Origin of the sequence: Natrinema sp. CBA1119 (assembly GCF_002572525.1) — an archaeon.
Classification (GTDB): Archaea; Halobacteriota; Halobacteria; order Halobacteriales; family Natrialbaceae; genus Natrinema.
In genome coordinates this window covers 562,139-581,959 of the sequence record NZ_PDBS01000001.1, presented here as the reverse complement: position 1 = coordinate 581,959, position 19,821 = coordinate 562,139, and the positions used below count along the sequence as shown (strand labels likewise).

At 64.5% G+C, this 19,821-nt stretch carries 22 protein-coding genes; 13 read left to right on the top strand and 9 right to left on the bottom strand.

Annotated elements, in window-relative coordinates:
* The first annotated feature begins 72 nt into the window (after positions 1 to 72).
* Positions 73 to 900, top strand: coding sequence for a CBS domain-containing protein (locus tag CP556_RS02795; RefSeq protein ID WP_098724231.1), 828 nt, complete (start codon positions 73 to 75; stop codon positions 898 to 900).
* 226 nt (positions 901 to 1,126) lie between these two features.
* Entirely contained in the window at positions 1,127 to 2,827 is a 1,701-nt protein-coding gene (locus CP556_RS02790; protein WP_098724230.1) for a methylmalonyl-CoA mutase family protein, read from the top strand.
* A 50-nt stretch (positions 2,828 to 2,877) separates the two neighbouring features.
* On the opposite strand, the gene CP556_RS02785 is transcribed toward CP556_RS02790, so the two are convergent.
* The gene (locus tag CP556_RS02785) at positions 2,878 to 3,144 is read right to left on the bottom strand and encodes a DUF7520 family protein (protein WP_098724229.1); all 267 of its coding nucleotides are present in this window, start codon (positions 3,142 to 3,144) and stop codon (positions 2,878 to 2,880) included.
* Positions 3,145 to 3,759: 615 nt separating this feature from the next.
* Between CP556_RS02785 and CP556_RS26525 the strand changes: the two genes are divergently transcribed.
* Positions 3,760 to 3,894: a hypothetical protein gene (locus tag CP556_RS26525; RefSeq protein ID WP_255291393.1), complete on the top strand. Its 135-nt coding sequence runs from the start codon at positions 3,760 to 3,762 to the stop codon at positions 3,892 to 3,894.
* A 29-nt stretch (positions 3,895 to 3,923) separates the two neighbouring features.
* On the opposite strand, the gene CP556_RS02780 is transcribed toward CP556_RS26525, so the two are convergent.
* The 3 genes from CP556_RS02780 to CP556_RS02770 all read right to left on the bottom strand — a co-directional run bounded on the left by CP556_RS02780 (position 3,924) and on the right by CP556_RS02770 (position 5,850).
* Entirely contained in the window at positions 3,924 to 4,172 is a 249-nt protein-coding gene (locus CP556_RS02780; RefSeq protein ID WP_098724228.1) for a DUF6684 family protein, read from the bottom strand.
* 56 nt (positions 4,173 to 4,228) lie between these two features.
* A complete protein-coding gene (locus CP556_RS02775; RefSeq protein ID WP_098724227.1) occupies positions 4,229 to 4,648 on the bottom strand; it encodes a DUF7541 family protein in 420 nt (139 codons plus the stop codon).
* Positions 4,649 to 4,785: 137 nt separating this feature from the next.
* Positions 4,786 to 5,850 carry a polyprenyl synthetase family protein gene (locus CP556_RS02770; RefSeq protein ID WP_098724226.1) on the bottom strand — a complete coding sequence of 355 codons (1,065 nt, stop codon included), beginning with the start codon at positions 5,848 to 5,850 and terminating at the stop codon, positions 4,786 to 4,788.
* A 137-nt stretch (positions 5,851 to 5,987) separates the two neighbouring features.
* Between CP556_RS02770 and CP556_RS02765 the strand changes: the two genes are divergently transcribed.
* Both CP556_RS02765 and CP556_RS02760 read left to right on the top strand, forming a co-directional pair.
* Entirely contained in the window at positions 5,988 to 7,310 is a 1,323-nt protein-coding gene (locus CP556_RS02765) for a M28 family peptidase (RefSeq protein ID WP_098724225.1), read from the top strand.
* A gap of 291 nt (positions 7,311 to 7,601) precedes the next feature.
* Complete coding sequence (locus CP556_RS02760) at positions 7,602 to 8,462, top strand: NAD(+)/NADH kinase (protein ID WP_098724224.1); 861 nt, start codon at positions 7,602 to 7,604, stop codon at positions 8,460 to 8,462.
* 114 nt (positions 8,463 to 8,576) lie between these two features.
* On the opposite strand, the gene CP556_RS02755 is transcribed toward CP556_RS02760, so the two are convergent.
* Both CP556_RS02755 and nth read right to left on the bottom strand, forming a co-directional pair.
* Complete coding sequence (locus tag CP556_RS02755) at positions 8,577 to 8,837, bottom strand: hypothetical protein (protein WP_098724223.1); 261 nt, start codon at positions 8,835 to 8,837, stop codon at positions 8,577 to 8,579.
* 89 nt (positions 8,838 to 8,926) lie between these two features.
* The gene (gene nth, locus CP556_RS02750; protein WP_098724222.1) at positions 8,927 to 9,610 is read right to left on the bottom strand and encodes an endonuclease III; all 684 of its coding nucleotides are present in this window, start codon (positions 9,608 to 9,610) and stop codon (positions 8,927 to 8,929) included.
* Between the two features lie 220 nt (positions 9,611 to 9,830).
* Between nth and CP556_RS02745 the strand changes: the two genes are divergently transcribed.
* The 4 genes from CP556_RS02745 to CP556_RS02730 all read left to right on the top strand — a co-directional run bounded on the left by CP556_RS02745 (position 9,831) and on the right by CP556_RS02730 (position 12,859).
* The gene (locus CP556_RS02745; protein ID WP_141551625.1) at positions 9,831 to 10,454 is read left to right on the top strand and encodes a hypothetical protein; all 624 of its coding nucleotides are present in this window, start codon (positions 9,831 to 9,833) and stop codon (positions 10,452 to 10,454) included.
* 391 nt (positions 10,455 to 10,845) lie between these two features.
* The gene (mvaD, locus tag CP556_RS02740) at positions 10,846 to 11,829 is read left to right on the top strand and encodes a phosphomevalonate decarboxylase MvaD (protein ID WP_098724220.1); all 984 of its coding nucleotides are present in this window, start codon (positions 10,846 to 10,848) and stop codon (positions 11,827 to 11,829) included.
* A 149-nt stretch (positions 11,830 to 11,978) separates the two neighbouring features.
* Entirely contained in the window at positions 11,979 to 12,449 is a 471-nt protein-coding gene (locus tag CP556_RS02735) for an Lrp/AsnC family transcriptional regulator (protein WP_098724219.1), read from the top strand.
* Positions 12,450 to 12,571: 122 nt separating this feature from the next.
* Entirely contained in the window at positions 12,572 to 12,859 is a 288-nt protein-coding gene (locus tag CP556_RS02730) for a HalOD1 output domain-containing protein (protein ID WP_098724218.1), read from the top strand.
* A 143-nt stretch (positions 12,860 to 13,002) separates the two neighbouring features.
* On the opposite strand, the gene fen is transcribed toward CP556_RS02730, so the two are convergent.
* Complete coding sequence (gene fen, locus CP556_RS02725) at positions 13,003 to 13,980, bottom strand: flap endonuclease-1 (RefSeq protein ID WP_098724217.1); 978 nt, start codon at positions 13,978 to 13,980, stop codon at positions 13,003 to 13,005.
* A 149-nt stretch (positions 13,981 to 14,129) separates the two neighbouring features.
* Between fen and CP556_RS02720 the strand changes: the two genes are divergently transcribed.
* Positions 14,130 to 15,134: a sulfurtransferase gene (locus CP556_RS02720; protein WP_255291392.1), complete on the top strand. Its 1,005-nt coding sequence runs from the start codon at positions 14,130 to 14,132 to the stop codon at positions 15,132 to 15,134.
* Positions 15,135 to 15,346: 212 nt separating this feature from the next.
* Here the strand turns inward: CP556_RS02720 and CP556_RS02715 are convergent, their stop codons facing one another.
* On the bottom strand, positions 15,347 to 15,907 hold the full coding sequence (locus CP556_RS02715; RefSeq protein ID WP_098727260.1) for a GNAT family N-acetyltransferase: 561 nt from the start codon (positions 15,905 to 15,907) through the stop codon (positions 15,347 to 15,349).
* A gap of 120 nt (positions 15,908 to 16,027) precedes the next feature.
* On the opposite strand from CP556_RS02715, the gene CP556_RS02710 reads away from it, so the two are divergent.
* The 3 genes from CP556_RS02710 (at position 16,028) to CP556_RS02700 (ending at position 18,477) form a co-directional block, all read left to right on the top strand.
* Positions 16,028 to 16,570, top strand: a complete 543-nt coding sequence (locus tag CP556_RS02710; protein ID WP_098724216.1) for a hypothetical protein — start codon at positions 16,028 to 16,030, stop codon at positions 16,568 to 16,570.
* Positions 16,571 to 16,651: 81 nt separating this feature from the next.
* The gene (locus CP556_RS02705) at positions 16,652 to 17,710 is read left to right on the top strand and encodes an ATP-binding cassette domain-containing protein (protein WP_098724215.1); all 1,059 of its coding nucleotides are present in this window, start codon (positions 16,652 to 16,654) and stop codon (positions 17,708 to 17,710) included.
* Entirely contained in the window at positions 17,707 to 18,477 is a 771-nt protein-coding gene (locus tag CP556_RS02700) for an ABC transporter permease (RefSeq protein ID WP_098724214.1), read from the top strand. The genes CP556_RS02705 and CP556_RS02700 overlap by 4 nt, the downstream gene beginning before the upstream one ends.
* Positions 18,478 to 18,530: 53 nt before the next feature.
* Here the strand turns inward: CP556_RS02700 and CP556_RS02695 are convergent, their stop codons facing one another.
* Positions 18,531 to 19,778 carry a sulfatase-like hydrolase/transferase gene (locus CP556_RS02695; protein WP_098724213.1) on the bottom strand — a complete coding sequence of 416 codons (1,248 nt, stop codon included), beginning with the start codon at positions 19,776 to 19,778 and terminating at the stop codon, positions 18,531 to 18,533.
* Positions 19,779 to 19,821: the final 43 nt, after the last annotated feature.

The following is a 19,821-nucleotide window of genomic DNA, read 5'->3' as shown; positions in this document are numbered from 1 at the left end:
GGGCCGAGAGTAGAAATTCGGCGGGCGGCGTCAGTACCAGTACTTTTGCGCGCGGCTCTCGTGTCTCCGTGTATGGATGTCGTGTCGGACCGGACGAAACCCAAGGTCAAAGAGTATATGACGCGCGACGTGGCGACGGTGTCGCCGGACGAGACCGTCAGCGAGGTCGCGACGCGGATCGCCGAGAGCGAGGAGCACAGCGGCTTTCCGGTCTGCGAGCGACGTCGCGTCGAGGGCTTCATCAGCGCTCGCGACCTGCTGCTCGCCGGGGACGACGACCTGATCTTCAAGGTTATGGCGACCGATCTGCTGGTCGCCCACCCCGACATGAAGATCAATGACGCTGCTCGAGTCATCCTCCGCTCGGGCATCCAGAAACTCCCCGTCGTCGACGACGCGGGCAATCTGGTGGGAATCATCTCCAACGCGGATGTCATCCGCAGTCAGATCGAGCGCGCGACCCCCGAGAAGGTCGGCAAGCTGATGCGAACCCTCGAGCAGATCCACGAGATCGACTTGGCGGAGGAGCGTCGGACCGTTCCGCTCTCGGACCTGACGCCCACGCAGGGACGGGTCTACGCCGACGAACTCGAGGGCAGACGCTACGAACTCGAGCGGGGGCTGGCCGAGCCGCTGGTCGTTATCGACAACGACGGCACCCTCCTGCTGGCGGACGGCCACCACCGCGTGCTCGCGGCTGACCGGCTTGGAATCGACGAGATGGACGCCTACGTTATCGTCGTCGACACCGAAATCGATCTGGGGATGGCACGCACGGCCGAAAAGGAGGGCCTCGAGCGGATCGACGACATCGATGTCGTCGACTATGCCCGCCATCCGCTGGTTCAGACGACGAAGCGGCTGCAGTCCGAGGGCGGTGACGGCAGGGAAACGGAGTAACGCCGTCGGTAGCCCGCCGTTCGCGACGGTGTCTTACACTCGTCGGACGCTGCCGGTCGGAGCCAGCGGTCGTCTGACGATCGGCCCCTTCTCCCGTCAAATCGACTCGTGGCGGTCCCCGAACACTGGCCGTCTCTCCCACCGACCCGTTTCTCTCTTCGATTCGTTTCGCACGCCGATCCGTCCTTCCCGAACCTTCATTGCGCCGTCGGCAAATATTACGATCATGTACGACGACGAGGATCTCGAGGAGATCCGCGAGGAAGGCCGACGATGGGAAACGGAGTCGCTCGATCCGGTTCTCGAGCGCCACGGCGAGCGGAAGGACCGGTTCGCGACGGTTTCGAACCACGAGGTGGATCGGCTCTATACCCCCGAAGACGTCTCGGAACTCGACTATCTCGAGGATCTGGGGTTCCCGGGCGAGGAACCCTACACTCGAGGCCCGTACCCGACGATGTACCGCGGGCGGACGTGGACGATGCGCCAGTTCGCCGGATTCGGCACCGCCGAGGAGACCAACGAGCGCTTTCACTACCTGATCGACGAGGGCCAGACCGGTCTCTCGGTGGCGTTCGACATGCCGTCGCTGATGGGACTCGATTCGGACGACCCCATGAGCGAGGGCGAGATCGGTCGGGAGGGGGTCGCCGTCGACACGCTCCGGGACATGGAGATCCTCTTCGACGGGATCGACCTCGCGGACATCTCCACGTCCTTTACGATCAACCCCTCCGCGCCGGTGATCTACGCGATGTACGTCGCGCTGGCTGATCAGCGGGACGTTCCCCGCGCGGAGCTTCGCGGGACCCTCCAGAACGACATGTTCAAGGAGTTCATCGCCCAGAAGGAGTGGGTGATTCCGCCGGAGCCGTCGCTCGATCTCGTGACGGACGTCCTCGAGTTCAGCACGCGGGAGACGCCGAAATTCCACCCGATTTCGGTGTCGGGCTATCACATCCGCGAGGCGGGCTCGACGGCGGTTCAGGAACTCGCCTTCACCCTCGCGGACGGCTTCGGCTACGCCGAGGATGCGCTCGAGCGCGGGCTCGACATCGACGAGTTCGCGCCGCGACTGTCCTTTTTCTTTAACTGTCACAACTCCTTCTTCGAGGAGATCGCGAAGTTCCGGGCGGCCCGGCGAATCTACGCGCGGGTGATGGACGAGTGGTACGACGCCGAGGCCGACGAGTCAAAGCGGCTCAAGTTCCACACCCAGACGGCGGGCCAGTCGCTGACGGCCCAGCAGCCGCTGAACAACGTCGCCCGAGTGACGATGCAGGCACTGGCCGGCGTCCTCGGGGGTACCCAGTCGCTCCACACCAATAGCTTCGACGAGGCGCTCGCGCTCCCGGGCGAGGACGCGGTCCGCGTCGCGCTGCGAACCCAACAGATCATCGCCGAGGAGTCCGGCGCGGCGGACATCGTCGACCCGATGGGCGGCTCCTTCGCCGTCGAGACGCTCACGAACGAGATCGAAGAGCGGACGATGCGCTACATCGAGGAGATCCGGGCGATGGGCGACGGCTCGGTCCGCGACGGCATCCTGACGGGGATCGAGGACGGTTACTTCCTCCGGGAGATTCAGGACGCCTCCTACGAGTATCAGGAGCGCGTCGAGCGCGGCGAGGAGGTCGTCGTCGGCGTCAACGAGTACACGCTCGAGGAGGACACCAGTCCCGACATCCTCCAGATCGACGAGACCACGGCCGAACGCCAGCTCGGCCGCCTCGAGGACGTGAAATCTGACCGGGACGACGCGGCGGTCGCGGACGCGCTCGAGGCCCTGCGCGAGGCCAGCGAACGCGGTGAGAACGCGATGCCGTACATCGTCGACGCGGTGAAAGCCTACGCGACGATGGGCGAGATCATGGCGGTTTTCGAGGACCAGTACGGCGCGTACAGCGAGAACATCGGGCTGGCCTGAGACGGTCTGACGGACCGATTCCGGTAGCGGGGGAATGGCTGGGACGACGACTACACGGCGTCGTCGTCGAACTGAGAGAGGATGCCGACGACGACCCCGAGCGATACCAGCAGAAGACTGACGGCGACGGCACCGTAGGCGGCGAGTGAGAGCGGCGAGACGGCCACCGCGACCGTCCCGATAGTGATCGTCTCGAGCCCGGTGTAGTCGGGGAGGGTCGCACCGAGCAGCGCCCCGAAGGCGGCGGTCGCGATGACCAGTGCGAGGCCGAGGCTGGCGACGGCTTCCCTGCCGGCGATCGTTCGATCGTCGGTCACGGCTCCCGATACATCGTCCCGGATGGTGGAGTTTGTGCTGTGGTGATGGCCGGTCGACGATCGAACCCACGCTCGGACGGATACTGATGGAACGGACACACTATCGTTTCAACTAACAAATTTGAAACGGAGTCTGTCGATGACACAAGACGCGTATTCTCCGGTGTCTCCTATCGACGGGGCAGAGCCGCAAAACATATAGCCCCTTTCTTGTCTTATTGGTGTATGGTTCGATATCCTGATGGAAACTGTCCTGATTGCGGTGAACGGCTGTTCGATCGGATCGACGGTCCCGCTCGGTGCTCAAACTGCGTCACCCCCCGCTCTGGGGCGCGGACCGATCGGGAGCCGTCGACGATCTCGCAGTAGTTTTCAAGGGAGACCGCGTCTGCAGTGGTGATACCGCCCGGTGTGTTCTTCCATCGTTTCGGCCAGCGCGGACCTCGACTCACTCCGTGCCCGAGTCTCGGTCGGTGGCACCTCCGCATGGAACCGGTGACACCCCCGCATGGCCCCGGTAGCTCCCCAAGGGCACCGGTCGCTTCCTCGTCTGCTGACCAAAGCTGGGAAACGCTCTTGCCCGTCTGTCGTGTATCTTGCCGATAGTGGTCGTCTATGAGCTCCGATAAGGCCGAGTCCGATCGACCGACACCGCAGCGCCGGCTCTCCGAAAAGGAACTGTTCTTGCTCCTCTTGGTCGGAATTTCGGGTATGATGGCGGTGACCGGGTTCGTGCTCATCATCAACTGACCGCGACCACGGTCGACTCTCGGCCGCAATCAGGGCTCGCCGGTGTCGTATCGCGTCCGGTCGTCAGTTTCGATCACTCGAGCCGCGAGGTAGGTCACGAACGCGAGCGTTCCCATCGTCGACAGCAGAACGGCGAACTGAATCGTCGACTGGAGCGGATCGAACCCCCACGGGTTGAACACCGCGAAGACCGCGACGAAGAACGCCATGATCAGGAAGGGGACCGTGTTGACTGCGAGGTCGAGCGCTACTTCCGCGTCGAAGGCAGGTCGGCTCATCGGTAGCTGTTAGATTCGTGGTGTCTCGAGCGAGTCGTTCGGTGAACGGTTTCGATTCACGATTCGATTCCCCGGCTCTGGCCGCGCTCGGTTCGGCGGGACCGCACGAGGCCGGCCCCGCCGATCGTTACCACGCCGGCGACGACGAGCGCCGCGCCGCGACTCGCCAGACCGGTGAGGGGCTCGAGCGGGGCGATCGGCAGGGTTCCGGTGCCGTGGGCGGCCAGTACCGCGCCGACGACGACGAACGCCGCGCCGAACGTGGCCGCGAACGCGAGCGGTCGGTCCACGTAGTTGGCGTCCGCGAGGATGCCGGCGACGCTCGCGGCGAAGACGACGAGTCCGCCGACGGCGATCGGGACGAGATCGACGACGATGCCGACCTCCGAGCCGACGAGTCCGAGGGCCACGAGGATCGGCCACGGTCTCGCGGCGTCCGTGCGATCTGTCTCGCCCCGCCTCGAGTGGTCGGCCATACCCGGGGTTCCACACCGAGACTGTAGTATCTGGCCCTACTGTTCATCGTTCGTGACTGTCTCGCGTCTCGACTCGAAGAATCAAATTATCGCCCGCCGCGACCGCGCGAACGAATCGTTCGAGTCCCGCGGGGCGACTACTCGTCGCGCTCGATGACGAACTCCGTGAACTCCTCGAGCTTCCGAGTGGTCTCCGCGTCGAAGTCCACACCGTCGATCGCCGCGCGCGCATCGGCGGCCAACTCGAGCGCGCGCTCGCGGGCGTACTCGATACTGCCGGCGGCCTCGAAGAGTTCCAGAGCCTCGAGGATCTCCTCGTCGGTATTGTCGTCGGCCTCGAGGATCGCCTGCAGCCGTCGGGCGCGCTCCGGCTCGCTTGCCTCGATGGCGTGGATGACCATGAGGGTCTTCTTCCCCTCGCGGATGTCGTTGCCGAACTCCTTGCCGAACTCGCCGGCCCGTCCCAGCGAATTTTCGACGTCGAGAATGTCGTCGCCGATCTGGAAGGCGACCGCGGTCAGTTCGGCGTACTCGGCGATCGCTGCCTCGATGTCGTCGGGCTGGTCGGTGATAATCGCGGCGAGGCGAGCCACGATCCGGCCGAGACAGCCGGTCTTGCACGCGCACATCTCCAGATACTGTGCCGTGTTGATCCGGACATCGCGTTCGTTGTGCCAGCAGATGTCCATCCCCTGGCCGAGGTGGGTGCGATTGAGTTCGTCCATCAGCATCTCGTAGGCGGCCAGTCGCCGATCGGCCGGGAGGTCGGCCGGATTCCGGCTGATGACCTTCAACGGCAGGAAGTACATCGCGTTGCCGGCGTTGAGCGCGATATCACGGCCGTAGAGGCGGTGAAGCGCCTGTTCGCCGCGTCGAATCGTGGCCCCGTCCTCGACGTCGTCGACGATGATCGTCCCGTTGTGCAGGATCTCCGGAATGCAGGCGTAGGGCAGATACTCGGCCGGATCCTCGCCGAACCCCTCGACGAAGACGAGGAAGAGTATCGCACGCCACCGTTTACCGCCGCGGTCGAGCAGATCCCACAGCGGCGTCGCTAGCGCGCGCTGGATGCCGTGGGGATCGTACTCGTACGTCGGGGACCCGAAGAACGATTCGAGGTAGTCGGCGTCGATCTCGCGCGGAACCAGGTCGGCGATCGCTTCGTCGATGGCCGGCCGCCAGTCGGCTAGCGTCTCCCGCATATCGAGTCCGAGAGGGAGCGGCGTGAAAAAGATTCGCAGTTTGTCGTGTCACCAACTGTTGAAAACCGTCGGACAGTTCCCGGTATCCGTCGCGATCGAGCGGTACAGTTACCAGTCCATCGGTCCACGTTCCAGTCATGACCGCCTGGATCGGCTCCGTCTTCGAGAGCGACGTCGGCTGGGACCACCTCGAGGCCCTCGTCGACGTGGGGAATCGCATGGCCGGCAGCGAGGGCGAACGCGAAGCCGCCGAACTGACGCGGGACGCGCTAGCCGACGTCGGCGCGCGAGACGTCCGACTCGAGCCGTTCGAGATTCAGGGCTGGACCCGAGGCGACAGCGCGATCACGGCCGGCGACACCACGCAGGACTGCATCGCGCTGCCGCGCAGTCCGTCCGACCGCGTCGTCGCGCCGCTGATCGATCTCGGTTACGGCCTCCCCGCGGACTTCAAGGAGAGCGACGTCGAGGACGCCGTCGTCATGGTCCGTAGCGACGTGCCCGACTACTACGATCGGCATCTCCACCGCCGGGAGAAGTACTATCACGCCGTCGAGAACGGCGCGGTGGGGTTCGTCTACCGAAATCACGTCGAGGGCTGTCTTCCCCCGACCGGTAGCGTGGGAACGGACGAGGAACCCGTCGGCGAGATACCGGCCGTCGGCGTCTCGAGCGAGGCCGGGTCGCGGCTGGCCCGCCGGTTCGACGGCGAGTCGATCACGCTCTCCGTCGAAGCCGATATCCACCCCGCGGAGAGCCAGAACGTCCGCGCCGAACTCGGTCCCGACACCGCCGAGCGCGTCCTCGTGACGAGCCACGTCGACGCTCACGACATCTCTGAGGGAGCGATGGACAACGGGGCGGGAACCGCGATGATCGTCGAGATCGCGAACGCCCTCGCGGATCGCGAGGCGGAACTCGAGACCCGTGTTGAGTTCGTCGCCTTCGGCGCGGAGGAGGTCGGACTGGTCGGTTCCACGCGGGCCGCCGAGCGGATCGATCACGAGTCGATCAAAGCAGTGGTCAACAACGACGGCGTCGTCCGCGATCGGACGCTCTCGATCGTTACCCACGGATTCGACGCACTCCGGGACGTGGCGAACGACGTCGCGGACCGGTACGATCAGCCGATCGGCACCGTGCCGAAACTCGGCCCCCACAGCGATCACTGGTCGTTCGTCACGTGGGGCGTGCCCGGCTGTCACGTCAAATCAATGTCGGACGGTGCGGGGCGGGGCTGGGGTCACACCTTCGCCGATACGATCGAGAAACTCGAGCCCCGGACCCTGTCCGAACAGGCGATCCTCCTGACCGAGTACGTCGTCGCACTCGCTCGCGAGGACGTGACGATCGACCACCGGGATCCAGACGCGATCGCGACCGACCTCGAATCACAGGACCTCGCCGAAGGGATGCGGATCACCGGCGACTGGCCGTACGACGAGTCTGGAAGCAATTGACCGGCAGCGTACGCCCGATCGAACGAGGGATGCGCGGTTCTCGCTCACTGAGCGAGAACCGCGGGAATGCGAACGGTGAGCGAAGCGAGCCGTGAGCGACCACCGTGAGCGAGAATCAGGGGGATGCGAACGGTGAGCGAACACCGCGAGCGAGGACCGCGGACTGTGCCATCGGCCCGTGAACGCTTTTCGCTGCGATGTGGCCATCGCCGCCGACTCCAATCGACCGCCGGAACGCGGTCGGCGACCGACAACCGTACGCTTTTGAGCGGGCCGCGTGAACTGCCGGTCATGGATGCCGCGTGGAGTGCGGGCGATTCACCCGTTGTCGGCGTCGTCGACCGCGAAGCGGATCCGAGCGATGCCAGAGAGACCGTCGAGGAACTTGAGTCGGTGCTCGCCGATGCGGACGCGACCATCGTCACCGGCGGCCTCGATGCCGTTCTCGCGGCGGAGCCGTCGGTGCTCGTGACGGTCGACGAAGCGGCATTGTCGGCGGTCGCTCGCACCGGCGTCGAAACGCCCGTTCTCCCGGTCGGCCCCGTCACAGGAATGGAGACGGTCGACCGCGACCGCGTTCCGGACGCGGTCATGGCGATGCTCGAGGGACGCGCCGTTCACCGTTCTCGCCCAGTTTTCGGCGTCACCCTCGAGCCGAGATCGAGACCTGAAACGGAATCCGGGACCGAACCGGAGACCGATCGAACGGAATCGGGGACCGATCGGTACGATATCGGCGGCGGAGAGCGCGCGCTGTTCGACGTGACGCTGGTCACCGACGAACCGGCGCGGATCTCCGAGTACGGCGTCCGAAGCCGGGACGCATCGGTCGCGACCTTTCGCGCCGACGGGGTCGTCGCGGCGACGCCGGCGGGAAGCCACGGCTATGCGAGCGCGGTCGACGCGCCGTCCCTCTCGGCGGGCGTCGACGCGGCCGCGGTCGCACCGATCGGCCCCTTCGTCACGCAGACCCGTCGGTGGGTACTCCCGAACGACGACCTCGTGTTCACGGTCGAACGCGAGGAGAGCGACGTCACCCTCGTCGTCGACGGCCGAGCGGTCGGCACGGTCTCCGTCGACTCGCGGGTCGTCGTCTCCCTCGCCGGAACGCTCCCGACGCTGGTCGTTCCGGACGATCGGCTCGAGGGCTAAGTCGAGGAATCGGCAGCATCGAGGGCGAAAGCGCCGGTATCGGCAGTTGTCCGCGGGACAGTTGTCTGCGGTTGTCAGCGGGCGGAACCCGGATCGCTTCGACTCGAGCTTCGTTCAGCTATTGTACGGCTCCTCGTCCCGGTGGTGATCCGGGTTCGCGTTCTCGAGGGCGTCGTCGACTCGGTCGTCGGACTTGTGTTCGATGTCCTGCCGGCGCTGCTCCTCGTCCTGTCGCTCGCGGGCTTCCTTCTCTTCCTCGGTGAGTTCTTCCTCGTCCCGCGCTTCCTCAGGATCCGTTTCCTCGTGCTCGAGTTGCACGTCCCGCCCGTGTTCGTCCGTGCCGGTGTTCTCGCGCTCGTCAGTGTTGTCGGACATAGTGATCCCGGATGGGGATACCGGCGGTCGCTGAAAAGGAATTAGGCTTGCGACAGTCGGCATGTCGGTTATATCACCATCTCGGACGGTTACCAGGGCTCCCCGGAGGCGAGGTCAATCTCGCCGTCGCCCTTCTCCGAGGGGCAGATATCCGCCAGTACGCAGTCGGCACAGTCGGGGTTCCGAGCCGTACAGGTCGCCCGCCCGTGATCGATACAGAGGTGCGTGAACTGCTGCCAGTCGTCCTCGGGGACGATCTCCATCAGGTCGGTCTCGATCCGTTCGGGCCGTTCCTCTTCGGTGAGTCCCAGCCGCCGCGAGAGTCGCTGGACGTGCGTGTCAACGACGATTCCCTCGACGATGTCGTGAGCGTGCTGGAGGACGACGTTCGCCGTCTTCCGACCTACGCCCGAGAGCTCGGTCAGCTCATCCATCGTGTCCGGCACCTCGCCGTCGTGTTCCTCGAGGATCGTCTCGCAGGAGGTGCGGATGTATTCGGCCTTGCTGTTGTAGTAGGTGATCGAGTTCAGATCTTCCGCGAGTTCCTCCTGGTCTGCGTTCGCGTAGTCTTCGGCCCCGTCGTATTTCTCGAAGAGGTGTTTCGTCTCCTCGTTCACCCGCTCGTCCGTGCACTGCGCCGAGAGGATCACCGCGATCAGCAGCTCCAGGCGATTCGCGTATCGCAGCGAAATCGTCGAGTCCGGATAGGCGTCCTCGAGGCGGTCGACGATCGCCTCGGCCTGGTCGGCGCGGGTCTCGAGGGGTGTTCCCATGCTGAAACCGTTGCGAGAGCGCGCATTTGAGCCGTTCGGTTCGAGGCGGTCCGTCCGCGCCGCGGTGATCCGTCAGCACTCTCGATTTCGATGGCCGTCGGTACCGGTGCCGAGCAGAGACGCGCGAATTGGATACGTCTGGGGAGTTACTGAAGGGACATTATTATCATGCGTCGGTATACTAGTATGAAGGGAGTTCGACCGGGGTCGAATTTCGATAATGACAGGGGATGATGACACTCGTGCGCGGTTCGATCGGACAGTGGAGGGGCGGGCTACCGGCCTTCTCGACGTATTGCTCGCAGAACTCGAGGCCGACGACGGACCGAACGCGGCGACGCTCCGTCGGGCGCTCGACCTGGAGCGAACGGCCAGTGCGGACCGAGTCGCGGATATCGAGGACGATCTCGAGACGCTGCGGGCGGACGTCGACGACCGCGCGGCGGTCAACGCGGAGTTGCGGACCGCGATCGAGAACGACCTCGAACCGCGGCTCGATTCCCTCGCGCGTCGGTTGCAGGGATTCGACGACCGATTGACGGCCCTCGAATCCGAGACGAGGGGGCTCCGATCGGAGCTCACCGCTGTCCGTGATTCCGTTACGGACGCGTATGCCGACACCGGCACCGACACCGATGCCGCCCAGTTGGACGCGCTCGCGGACGATCTCGAGACCCTCGAGCAAACGGTCGCGACCGCCTTTGACGCGGTCACGTCGGAACTCGAGGCCGATCTCGAACGGCTACAGATCGACCTGCGGGACGATATCGCATCGCTCGAGCAGCGACTCGAGACGCTCGAAGAAGAGACGGAGGTCGACACGAAACTCGAGACCGACGCGTAGTATCGTTCGCCAGCGCACCGTGGCATAGTATAGTAACAACTGCAACTATTTACACACCTGATCGCACGATAGCTGTCCGATCAATGTGTATTGACTTGCAGTGGCTACTATTCACTGAAACGATTCATACGCCGATCGCACAGTCCGCGGTTCTCGCTCGCTCCGTTTGCTCACGGCTCGCTTCGCTCGCCGTTCGCATTCCCGCGGTTCTCGCTCACTCCGTTCGCTCCGAACCGCGCTCCCGTCGTGCGGTCGTGTGTGCAGCCACGAATCGGATACCCCGCCCACGGTGGATATCCGACAAACCGGTGAATGCGCCGCCGCCATCCCAGACCTGTGGAATCGATAGGATGCCGTGAACTTTAAGCGGCCTTCAGCCACCTATCTGGGTATGAAAGCCACGGCGATGGCCCACCCCATTCAGGGGCTGGTCAAGTACCACGGGATGCGCGACGATATCAAGCGGCTCCCGTATCACGACAGCATCAGCGTCTGTACGGCCCCCAGCCACACCCGAACGACCGTCGAGTTCTCGATGGACTACGAGGAGGACACCTTTGTCGTCGACGGCGAGGAACTCGACGGCCGCGCGTACGAACGAGTCGAGGCCGTCGTCGAGAAGGCCCGCTCGCGCTCCGACGCCGCCCATACGGTGTATCCGGTGCGCCTCGAGAGCGAGAACAGTTTCCCCTCGAACGTCGGTCTCGGGTCGTCGTCGTCCGGCTTCGCGGCGGCGGCGATGGCGCTGGCAGAGGCCGCCGAACTCGACGCCAGCAAACAGGAGATCTCGACGATCGCCCGCGTCGGCTCGGCGTCGGCCGCGCGCGCGGTCACCGGTGCGTTCTCCCAGCTCTACACCGGGATGAACGACGAGGACTGCCGCTCGAAGCGGATTCCGTCCGATCTCCACGAGAACCTCAAGATCATCGTCGGACTCGTCCCCTATCACAAGGAGACCGAGGACGCCCACCGCGAGGCCGCAGACAGTCACATGTTTCAGGCGCGCAACGCCCACATTCACGGCCAGATCGCGGAGATGCGCGACGCGTTGCGAAACAACGACTTCGAGGGCGCGTTCGAACTCGCCGAACACGACTCGCTCTCGCTCGCGGCGACCACGATGACCGGCCCCTCCGGCTGGGTCTACTGGCAGCCGGCCACGCTCGCCGTCTTCAACAAAGTGCGCGAACTCCGTGAAGAAGAGGACATTCCCGTCTACTTCTCGACCGACACCGGTGCCAGCGTCTACGTCAACACCACCGACGAGTACGCCGAAGAAGTCGAGGAAGCGGTCTCTGACTGCGGCGTCTCCACGACCACCTGGAACGTCGGCGGTCCCGCGAAACTCCTCGACGAAGACAAGCATCTGTTCTGAAACCCGACGGCTTTCCGCCGGCCGTTCGTTCCACGTTGACAACCGTTCCCGCGCTGTCGGAGCGACCGCCGAAGACGCGTCACGCCAGTTTTCCATCGCCGAAAAAGCCTATATGGACCGTTCCCCATACTGTGTTTGTACTGACACCGATGGTCGATCTCGACAGAGGCGACATGGCGATCCTTCATGCCCTCCAGGACGACGCGCGCAATGCGACGACAGAATCGATCGGCGAGCGGGTAGATCTCGCGGCGAGCACCGTCGCAGCGCGGATCAAGAACCTCGAGGAAAACGGGGTTATCACGGGCTACGAACCCGAAATAGACTACGAGACAGCCGGGTTCGAACAACGGATGCTCCTCGTCGGGTCGATTCAGGGTAACGACGAGCAGATCGTCACGGCCGTCAGCGACCTCGAGAACGTCATCAGCGTGAGACGGTTGCTGACCGATGAAGACGATCTGCATATCGAACTCGTTTCCCGCTCCCAAGAGCGCGCGGAAGCGGTCACCGACGAGTTACACGAACTCGGCATCGAGATCACGAAAACGAGCGTCATCGTCGAAGCGGCCAGGCAGTCGTTCGACCACTTCGGGGAGAAGTATACGACCGACGGCTGAGTTTTCGTTCGTTTCATCGACGGTGGGCCGCTTTACGACTCGGTTGCCGGCAGGCCCCCAGTCTGGTGTAAATTGTACAATATACGAAAGCGTTTAACCCCTCCTCGGACTAGAGGCGGCCAATGCCGCCAGCACCCCAGCAGTCCAACGGACGGAGTTCGCCCAGCGAAGACGTCGTCACGGCGGTCGCAACCGTGTTCGATGAATCACCGATAGAGCTGACGCCGCCGCTTTACGAAGCGGTCGATCCGGAAGCGCTCGATTCTCTCGTCGATTCGGGACCGACCGAACTTCGAATACAGTTTCGGTACAGGGGCTGTGACGTGTCTGTCGACGGAAACGGCCGCGTCGAGGTGTCTCCATTGGGTGAGGGGACGCCGTCTCACGAACACACGCTACGGGACGAGTGAGATTGTCTGCTGTAACTGAGTCAGCAGTGCACCTGCGCCCCATCGTACAGGTACGCCGGAACTGACTGACAGTTGTCCGTATGAGCGGGACACGACGGTCCGAGAGACATCCGCCGTCGACTCGTCTGGCCGTCCGGGATCCGTCACGTCCAGCGGTCTAACCCCGTCTGCGTGACGCTCTCCTCGATCCGCTCGAAGCCGCGGGCGACCTCGTCGTCGTCGACCGCCCACTCCTCGCAGACGAACTCGCGGGCCGCCTCGAGATCCGGATCGATGGCCGCGTCGAACTCGTAGTCGTCGGTCACGTTCGGGTCGCGGAACAGCTGCCGGACGCGGTCGCCGTACTCGATGTGTGCGCCCCGCGCCTCGAGCACGCTCCAGAGGTCGCCGTGTTCGGTAATCGCCGAGATGGCCGTTTTCGGGCCGATGCCGGAGACGCCCTCGTTGAAGTCCGTCCCGATAAGGATCGCCGCGTCGATCAGCTGCTCGAGGGTCAGCTCGTGGTGTGCGAGGGTGGCCTCGAGATCCATCAGTTCGGGATCCCCCTTGCTCGTCAGCTGGCGAAGAGTGAGTGGGGAGCCGAAGAGCAGGGCGTCGTAGTCCTCCGAGCCGACGTAGTCGGCGTCGCCCCGCTTGACCATGTGGGCGGCCTGGGCTTCCCCCTCCGCCGGCGCTTCGACGATCGGCACGTCGAGAAGTCGCAGCAGTTCCCGGCTAGTCTCCTGAATCGTCGGCGTCAGCCGCTGGGTTCGCGACTCGAGTTGTGCGATGGCGACCGCATCACCCTCCTCGCGGGCCGTCTCGAGTTGCTCCTCGTAGCTCCGCCGCTGTTCGCGGCGGGATTCGATTTCGTCGTCTTTGAGTTCGGAGGGGCCGCCGTCGAAGACCATCACCGGCGTCACGTCGTTCTCGAAGAACTTGGGGAGTCCCTGGACGATTCCGACGAGGTTGGCGACCTCGGTTCCGTCGCCGGTCGTATATTTTGCGCTGTTGGTCCACTTGACCGTCGTGGTCAGATAGCGGTAGAGCCAGTTATGCGCGTCGACGGCGACGACGCCTTCGATGTCATCGAAGGGAATCTCCTCGATGACGGCGATATCCCGTAGTGCAGCATTTCCCATTGGGGGTAGTTGGGCGGACTGGGATTTGAAACGTTGCCTTCTCGATGTACGCGAGTGGACCGTCTCCGTCCACGGCTCTCGGGCCTCGAGCAGTAGGGTCCGAGCGACGCTACGCTTTTGCACAGCGAGAGCCACTCACCTAGTGACACGTGGATCCGAATCACCGACTCGACCGACGGACAGTGCTGCTGGGAACTGGCGCAGTCGCCAGCGGACTCTCGATCGCGGGCTGTCTCGGCGCGAACGGCGAGGCGGATCCGGACCTGTACGCGACGCCGGCAGCCGACGAGTTCGAGGCAGTCGTCGATAGCATGTGGCTCGAGGAGCACCTCAGCGACGTCGAACTTCTCGATATTCGGGATAATACGTCGTTTACCGAGGGGCATATCGCCGGCGCACATCGACTTCCGGAGACGGCGATGCTGGAACAGCACTACGAGGAAACGACGGACGGATACGAAGCCACACCGGACGCGATCGCGGACGTCGTCGCGGACGCCGGCATAACACCCGCCGATGACGTGGTCGTCTACGGTGCAGGGTCGAATCTGTGGGAAACCTACGCGATCTACACGCTTCGTGCGATCGGTCACGACGGAACCGTCTCCTTGCTCGATGGCGGGTTCTCGGTCTGGACGGCCGCCGACGGCGAAACCGAAACCGGAACCCCCGAACCCACCACCGCGAGCTACGATCCCGAACTCGAGATGGACGTGATCGCGACTCGCGACCGCGTCGCTGCTGCCGTTGACGAGGACGGAGCGAACGTCCAACTTGTCGATAATCGGTCGCCGGCGGAGTACCGCGGCGATCACGGGAACGACGATGTCAGTCGACGCGGCCATATAACCGGTGCAGTAAATATCGAGTTCACGCAGAATCTCATCGACAACGGAGACCGGCTTCGCTCGCCGGCGGACCTCGAAACGCTGTGGCTGGACGATGCCGGTCTTGATCCGGCTGAGGAGGCGATATCGTACTGCTCGACCGGTGTCCGCGGCTCCGTCGGCTGGTTTATTATGGAGCAACTCGAGTGGGAGACCGTCCGGAACTACGAGGGGAGCTGGCAGGACTGGGGAACCCTTTCCGAAGCCGACGGCTACTACTACACGTCCGGTCCAGACACGGGGACAGTGGTCGATACCTTCGCGTGACGATTGGTGCGTCAGTTATAGTACCAATTGAAACGATTTACACACCGATCGCACAGTCCGCGGTTCTCGTTCGCGGTTCTCGCTCACTTCGTTTGCTCACGGCTCGCTTCGCTCACCGTTCGCGTTCCCGCGGTTCTCGCTCACTCCGTTCGCTCCGAACCGCGCTCGCTCCGAACCGCGCTCGCGTCGTTCGATCAGGTGTGCAGTGACGTTCAGTGGCTACTATCGCCGTCGTGAGACTCGAGGGCGGGCGGCCCGCTGTCACGCCGCGCCTCGAGGAACTCGTGCTCGTCGTCTGAAAGATCTCGGTCGCGAAACTCCTCGAGACCGGCCTGATAGCGCTCGCGCTCGTCCGGGTGCCAGTCGTCGGTCGGTTCCGAATACTCGAGGATCAGTTCGGCGATGCCGGTCGTCTCGCCGGTATAGGAAAAACCGGTCCGGTAGAGCGCCTCGTAGGCGTAGGGGTTGTTGACGGCGATTCGAAGCCGGTCGTAGCCGCGTTCGACCGCGCGATCACGGACCAGCCCGCAGAGTCGGGGACCGATTCCCTCACCCCGAAGCTCTCGGTCGACGGTCACGTAGCGCAGCCACAGCGTGTCCGCGTCGGTGCGATCCTCGTTGAACGCCACCGCTGCGACGATCCGGCCGTCGGGGGCTCGAGCCACCGCCTTGCCGGAGTTCGTCATGACGAACTTGCCGGCGTAGCTGAACCGTTCGTGATCGAGCCGGAGTTTGGGGCCGTCGGGCGGCCAGCCGAGCAGTTCGTACTCCACGGGATCGCTTGGCGGGCGATCCACTACAATGTCCGGGTTCGGACGGTCCGCGACGGGTGACTGTCCCCATCGCCGACCGTGACGAACACTTTTGGACCCGTTCGTGATAGCCTGTCCACGATGAGCGGCGAATCCGACACGACGACTGCGTTCGGACTGCGCGGCACCACCGGCTGGTTCGTCGGCGGCGCGCTCGGCGGTGCGATCGGCGCAGTCGCCTTTGGCATCGTCATGGTGCTCCTCGAGCCGGGCGTCCTCGAGGCCGCCATCCCCGCGATCTACGGCCTCGAGCCCGCCGGCCCCCTCGGCTGGGGGATCCATATCGCCCACGGGGTCGTCCTCGGAGTGCTCTTCGGCCTGCTCGTCACGCGACCCTGGATCCTCGGAGTGCTCCGGACTGACGTCGAGACCGACGTGCTCTCTCGTACCGGAATCATCATCCGGCTGATCGGAGCCGGACTCGTCTTCGGACTCACGGTCTGGGCGATTCTCCCGCTGATCGTCCTCCCCGTCTGGGTATCCACGCTCGGCGTCGGCGAGCAGACCTTCTCGTCGGTCGCCGCCGGCAGCCTGCTCGGGCACGCACTGTTCGGCGTCGTCCTCGGAGCCGTCTTCGCCGCAATCGTCGATCTCCGCGATCGGAATCCCGACACCCCGATATAGCGGGACCGCTCAGCCGACAGTGCTCCCAACCGACGACTGTTTATTGACTGACCGTCCAGTCAGTACTAGAACGATACCGCCATGAAAGCGATCCACGTCGACAGTATCACCAAGGAGTTCGACGGCGTGACCGCGGTCGACGACCTGTCGTTCGCGGTTGAGCGCGGCGAACTGTTCGGACTGCTCGGGCCGAACGGCGCGGGCAAGTCCACGCTGATCAACATGCTCGTGACGCTCCTCCCACCGAGTTCCGGAACGGCGTCGGTCAACGGACACGATATCCGGTCCGAACGGGGGGCCGTTCGATCCAGTATCGGCATCGTTTTCCAGGAACCTGCCCTCGACGAGGAGCTCACCGGCGCGGAGAACCTCGCGTTTCACTCGCGACTGTACGGTCAGAATCGAGCCGAACGCGCAGAGCGAATCGACGAGGTGCTCGCACTCGTCGGACTCTCCGCCGAGCGCGACGAGCCCGTCGGTACCTACTCCGGCGGCATGAAGCGCCGCCTCGAGATCGCCCGCGGGTTGCTGCACGAACCCGCCGTCCTCTTCCTCGACGAGCCGACCGTGGGCCTTGACGCGCGCACTCGCCGCGACACCTGGGAGTACATCCAACGGCTGAACGAGGAGGCCGGCGTCTCGATCGTTCTGACGACCCACTACATCGAGGAGGCCGACCACCTCTGTGACCGCGTGGCGATCGTCGACAACGGCGATATCGTCGCGATGGACTCGCCGTCGGCGCTTAAAGCGTCGCTCGGCGGCGACGTCGTCGCCCTCGAGTTCGCGAGCGACGACGACCCGACAGCGCTGTTCGACCGACTCGAGGAACAATCGTGGAGCCGCGAGTACACCGCGAGCAACGACGGCGTCCGGGTTACAGTCGACGACGGCGACGCGCGGATCGCCGACCTCGTTCGACTGGCCGACGACGCGGGCGTCCGCATCTCGTCGGTTGATCTCCGCGAGCCGACCCTCGAGAACGTCTTCCTCGAACTGACCGATCGCTCGGCGGCGGGCAGCGACCGGAACGGAGCAGCCGGAGATCAGACCGTGATGGCGAGCGGTGACCAGACGGGGACGGCACTCGAGTCCGGCGACGACCGCTCGAGCGCGGTTTCCACGGAGGATCGGCCATGAGACTCGTCGATCCGCAGGCGATCTACGGGCTCTGGCTGCGCGATACGAAGCGATTCCTCCGGTCGCCGTCGCGGATCGTCGGCTCGCTGGCGATGCCGCTGTTGTTTCTGGTCTTCATGGGATTCGGGTTTCAGGGTGCGGCGATCCCGGGCCTTCCCGAGGACGTCGACTATCTGCAGTACCTCGTGCCCGGAATCGTCGGCTTCACGATGCTGTTCGGGGCCTCGTTCGCCGGCCTCTCGATTCTGGCGGATCAGGATGTCGGCTTCCTGAAGGAGATCCTCGTCGCGCCCGTGAGTCGCACCTCGATCGTCCTCGGCCGGATCGCTGGCGGGTCGACGACGGCGCTCGTACAGGCCCTCCTGATCCTCGGGCTCTCGATACCGCTCGGGTTCGTACCTGTAAGCCTGCTCTCGCTCCCGATCGCGGCCGTCTTCCTCGCGCTCCTCGCGATCACGTTCGTCGGCTTCGGGATCGCGCTGGCCTCCCAGTTCAGCGACAGCGAGGGGTTCGGCCTGATCGTCCAGTTTGTCATCTTCCCGCTCTTCTTCCTCTCCGGGGCACTGTACCCGCTCGAGGGGCTCCCGAGTTCGGTGCGGTATCTGGCGTACGCGAACCCGTTGACCTACGGGGTCGACGGACTGCGAGGGGTGCTGGTCGGCACCTCGTCGTTTTCCGTCTGGCTCGATCTCGGCGCGCTCGTCGTCTCGTCGGCCGCGATGGTCGCGATCGGCGCGGCGCTGTTCCAGCGCGTCGAGGCGGTCTGAGCGGCGTCTGTCGTTTTATCACTCGGCTAACTCGTGCCGTCGGACGGGGTCGCCTACGCTTTGTCGGCGATCGGGAGGTCGTCGACGGCCCCGACGATCCGTTCGCGCTCGGATTTCGCGGCTTCCCAGTCATCGACCAGTCGGCTGCCGATCGCGCGCAGTTCCTCGTTTTCCAGTGGCTCTTCTTCCGGCAGCGAACGAAGCCGCTCCTCACCCGTGTGTGTCCTACTGTACTTCCAGTTCGCACCGCGAACGCACGTGGTCGGATTCCGATTCCGCGTGATCACCCAGGGGTCCGTCACCGCCTCGTAGTCGCCGCCCGCCGCCAGCGTCGAGACGAGTTCGGGCAGTCGGCGCAGGGAGAACGGCTCCGTCACGGTATCGGTCGGCCCGTTGGCGACGACCAGTGGCACCTGCGCGAGCTCTTCGTGCGGGTACCCGCCGTGGCCGTACCGGCCGTGTTCGCCGAACAGTTCGCCGTGGTCCGCATGGATCACAAGCAATGGATCTTCGTCCATCTCGTCGAGATCGTCGAGCAACTGCGAAAGGAACGCATCGGTGTGTCGAACCGTATCCTCGTATGCGTCCAGAAGCGCCGCGCGGAACCGCTCGTCGAACCAATCCGGTCGGCCGGCGTACATCCATATATTCGCCAGATACGTCATCACTCTCGAGCGCGAGCGATACTCGTCGCCCGGGATGTAGGGGAGGTGCGGATCGACCAGGAACGACCACATAAAGTAGGGCTCGTCGGCGCTCTCGAGCCAGGACGACAGCTCGTCGTAATACGTCTCCCACGACATGAACATGTCCTGGCCCTGCCACCAGTTGAGGGCCTGGACGAGCGCGTAGCGGATCGAGTCATCCGGCTTCCCGCCCTCGATGAGCCCCGACGAGAGGTCCTCGTCCATGAAGTCCTGGAAGTGGTCGAAGCCGGCATCGAAGCCGAAGTGACTCGAGGTCCACGGATTCGCGGTGAACCCCGCCGTGTCGTACCCGGCCGCCGACAGCCGCTCGGCTATCGTCCGCTGCGAGCGGAGGTGCGACTGGATATGGGTTCGCATCTGTGCTTTGGTGAACTCCGTGCTCCCCGATCGCTCGACGGCGTGCGCTCCCGTCATGAACGTCGTCGCCGACTCGTGGGTCGCCGGCCCCGTCGCGATCGCGTTCTCGAACGCGAGTCCCTCGTCGGCGAGTCGCTCGAGGGTCGGCATCGATCCCGACGAGTCGTCCGCATAGCCACAGTAATCGAGTCGAAGACTGTCGACAGTCAGTAGGATAACGTTCCGTTGATCGCCCATTCTGTCGAGAGGCTATCCGGCCACGATAATTAATGCCGGTGTC

Excerpts from the sequence above, each read along its gene's own strand:
- CP556_RS02795 (WP_098724231.1), top strand. The coding sequence starts at position 73 with ATGGATGTCGTGTCGGACCGGACGAAACCCAAGGTCAAAGAGTATATG.
- CP556_RS02790 (WP_098724230.1), top strand. The coding sequence starts at position 1,127 with ATGTACGACGACGAGGATCTCGAGGAGATCCGCGAGGAAGGCCGACGA.
- CP556_RS26525 (WP_255291393.1), top strand. The coding sequence starts at position 3,760 with ATGAGCTCCGATAAGGCCGAGTCCGATCGACCGACACCGCAGCGCCGG.
- CP556_RS02780 (WP_098724228.1), bottom strand. The coding sequence starts at position 4,172 with ATGAGCCGACCTGCCTTCGACGCGGAAGTAGCGCTCGACCTCGCAGTC.
- CP556_RS02775 (WP_098724227.1), bottom strand. The coding sequence starts at position 4,648 with ATGGCCGACCACTCGAGGCGGGGCGAGACAGATCGCACGGACGCCGCG.
- CP556_RS02770 (WP_098724226.1), bottom strand. The coding sequence starts at position 5,850 with ATGCGGGAGACGCTAGCCGACTGGCGGCCGGCCATCGACGAAGCGATC.
- CP556_RS02765 (WP_098724225.1), top strand. The coding sequence starts at position 5,988 with ATGACCGCCTGGATCGGCTCCGTCTTCGAGAGCGACGTCGGCTGGGAC.
- CP556_RS02760 (WP_098724224.1), top strand. The coding sequence starts at position 7,602 with ATGGATGCCGCGTGGAGTGCGGGCGATTCACCCGTTGTCGGCGTCGTC.
- CP556_RS02755 (WP_098724223.1), bottom strand. The coding sequence starts at position 8,837 with ATGTCCGACAACACTGACGAGCGCGAGAACACCGGCACGGACGAACAC.
- nth (WP_098724222.1), bottom strand. The coding sequence starts at position 9,610 with ATGGGAACACCCCTCGAGACCCGCGCCGACCAGGCCGAGGCGATCGTC.
- CP556_RS02745 (WP_141551625.1), top strand. The coding sequence starts at position 9,831 with ATGACAGGGGATGATGACACTCGTGCGCGGTTCGATCGGACAGTGGAG.
- mvaD (WP_098724220.1), top strand. The coding sequence starts at position 10,846 with ATGAAAGCCACGGCGATGGCCCACCCCATTCAGGGGCTGGTCAAGTAC.
- CP556_RS02735 (WP_098724219.1), top strand. The coding sequence starts at position 11,979 with ATGGTCGATCTCGACAGAGGCGACATGGCGATCCTTCATGCCCTCCAG.
- CP556_RS02730 (WP_098724218.1), top strand. The coding sequence starts at position 12,572 with ATGCCGCCAGCACCCCAGCAGTCCAACGGACGGAGTTCGCCCAGCGAA.
- fen (WP_098724217.1), bottom strand. The coding sequence starts at position 13,980 with ATGGGAAATGCTGCACTACGGGATATCGCCGTCATCGAGGAGATTCCC.
- CP556_RS02710 (WP_098724216.1), top strand. The coding sequence starts at position 16,028 with ATGAGCGGCGAATCCGACACGACGACTGCGTTCGGACTGCGCGGCACC.
- CP556_RS02705 (WP_098724215.1), top strand. The coding sequence starts at position 16,652 with ATGAAAGCGATCCACGTCGACAGTATCACCAAGGAGTTCGACGGCGTG.
- CP556_RS02700 (WP_098724214.1), top strand. The coding sequence starts at position 17,707 with ATGAGACTCGTCGATCCGCAGGCGATCTACGGGCTCTGGCTGCGCGAT.
- CP556_RS02695 (WP_098724213.1), bottom strand. The coding sequence starts at position 19,778 with ATGGGCGATCAACGGAACGTTATCCTACTGACTGTCGACAGTCTTCGA.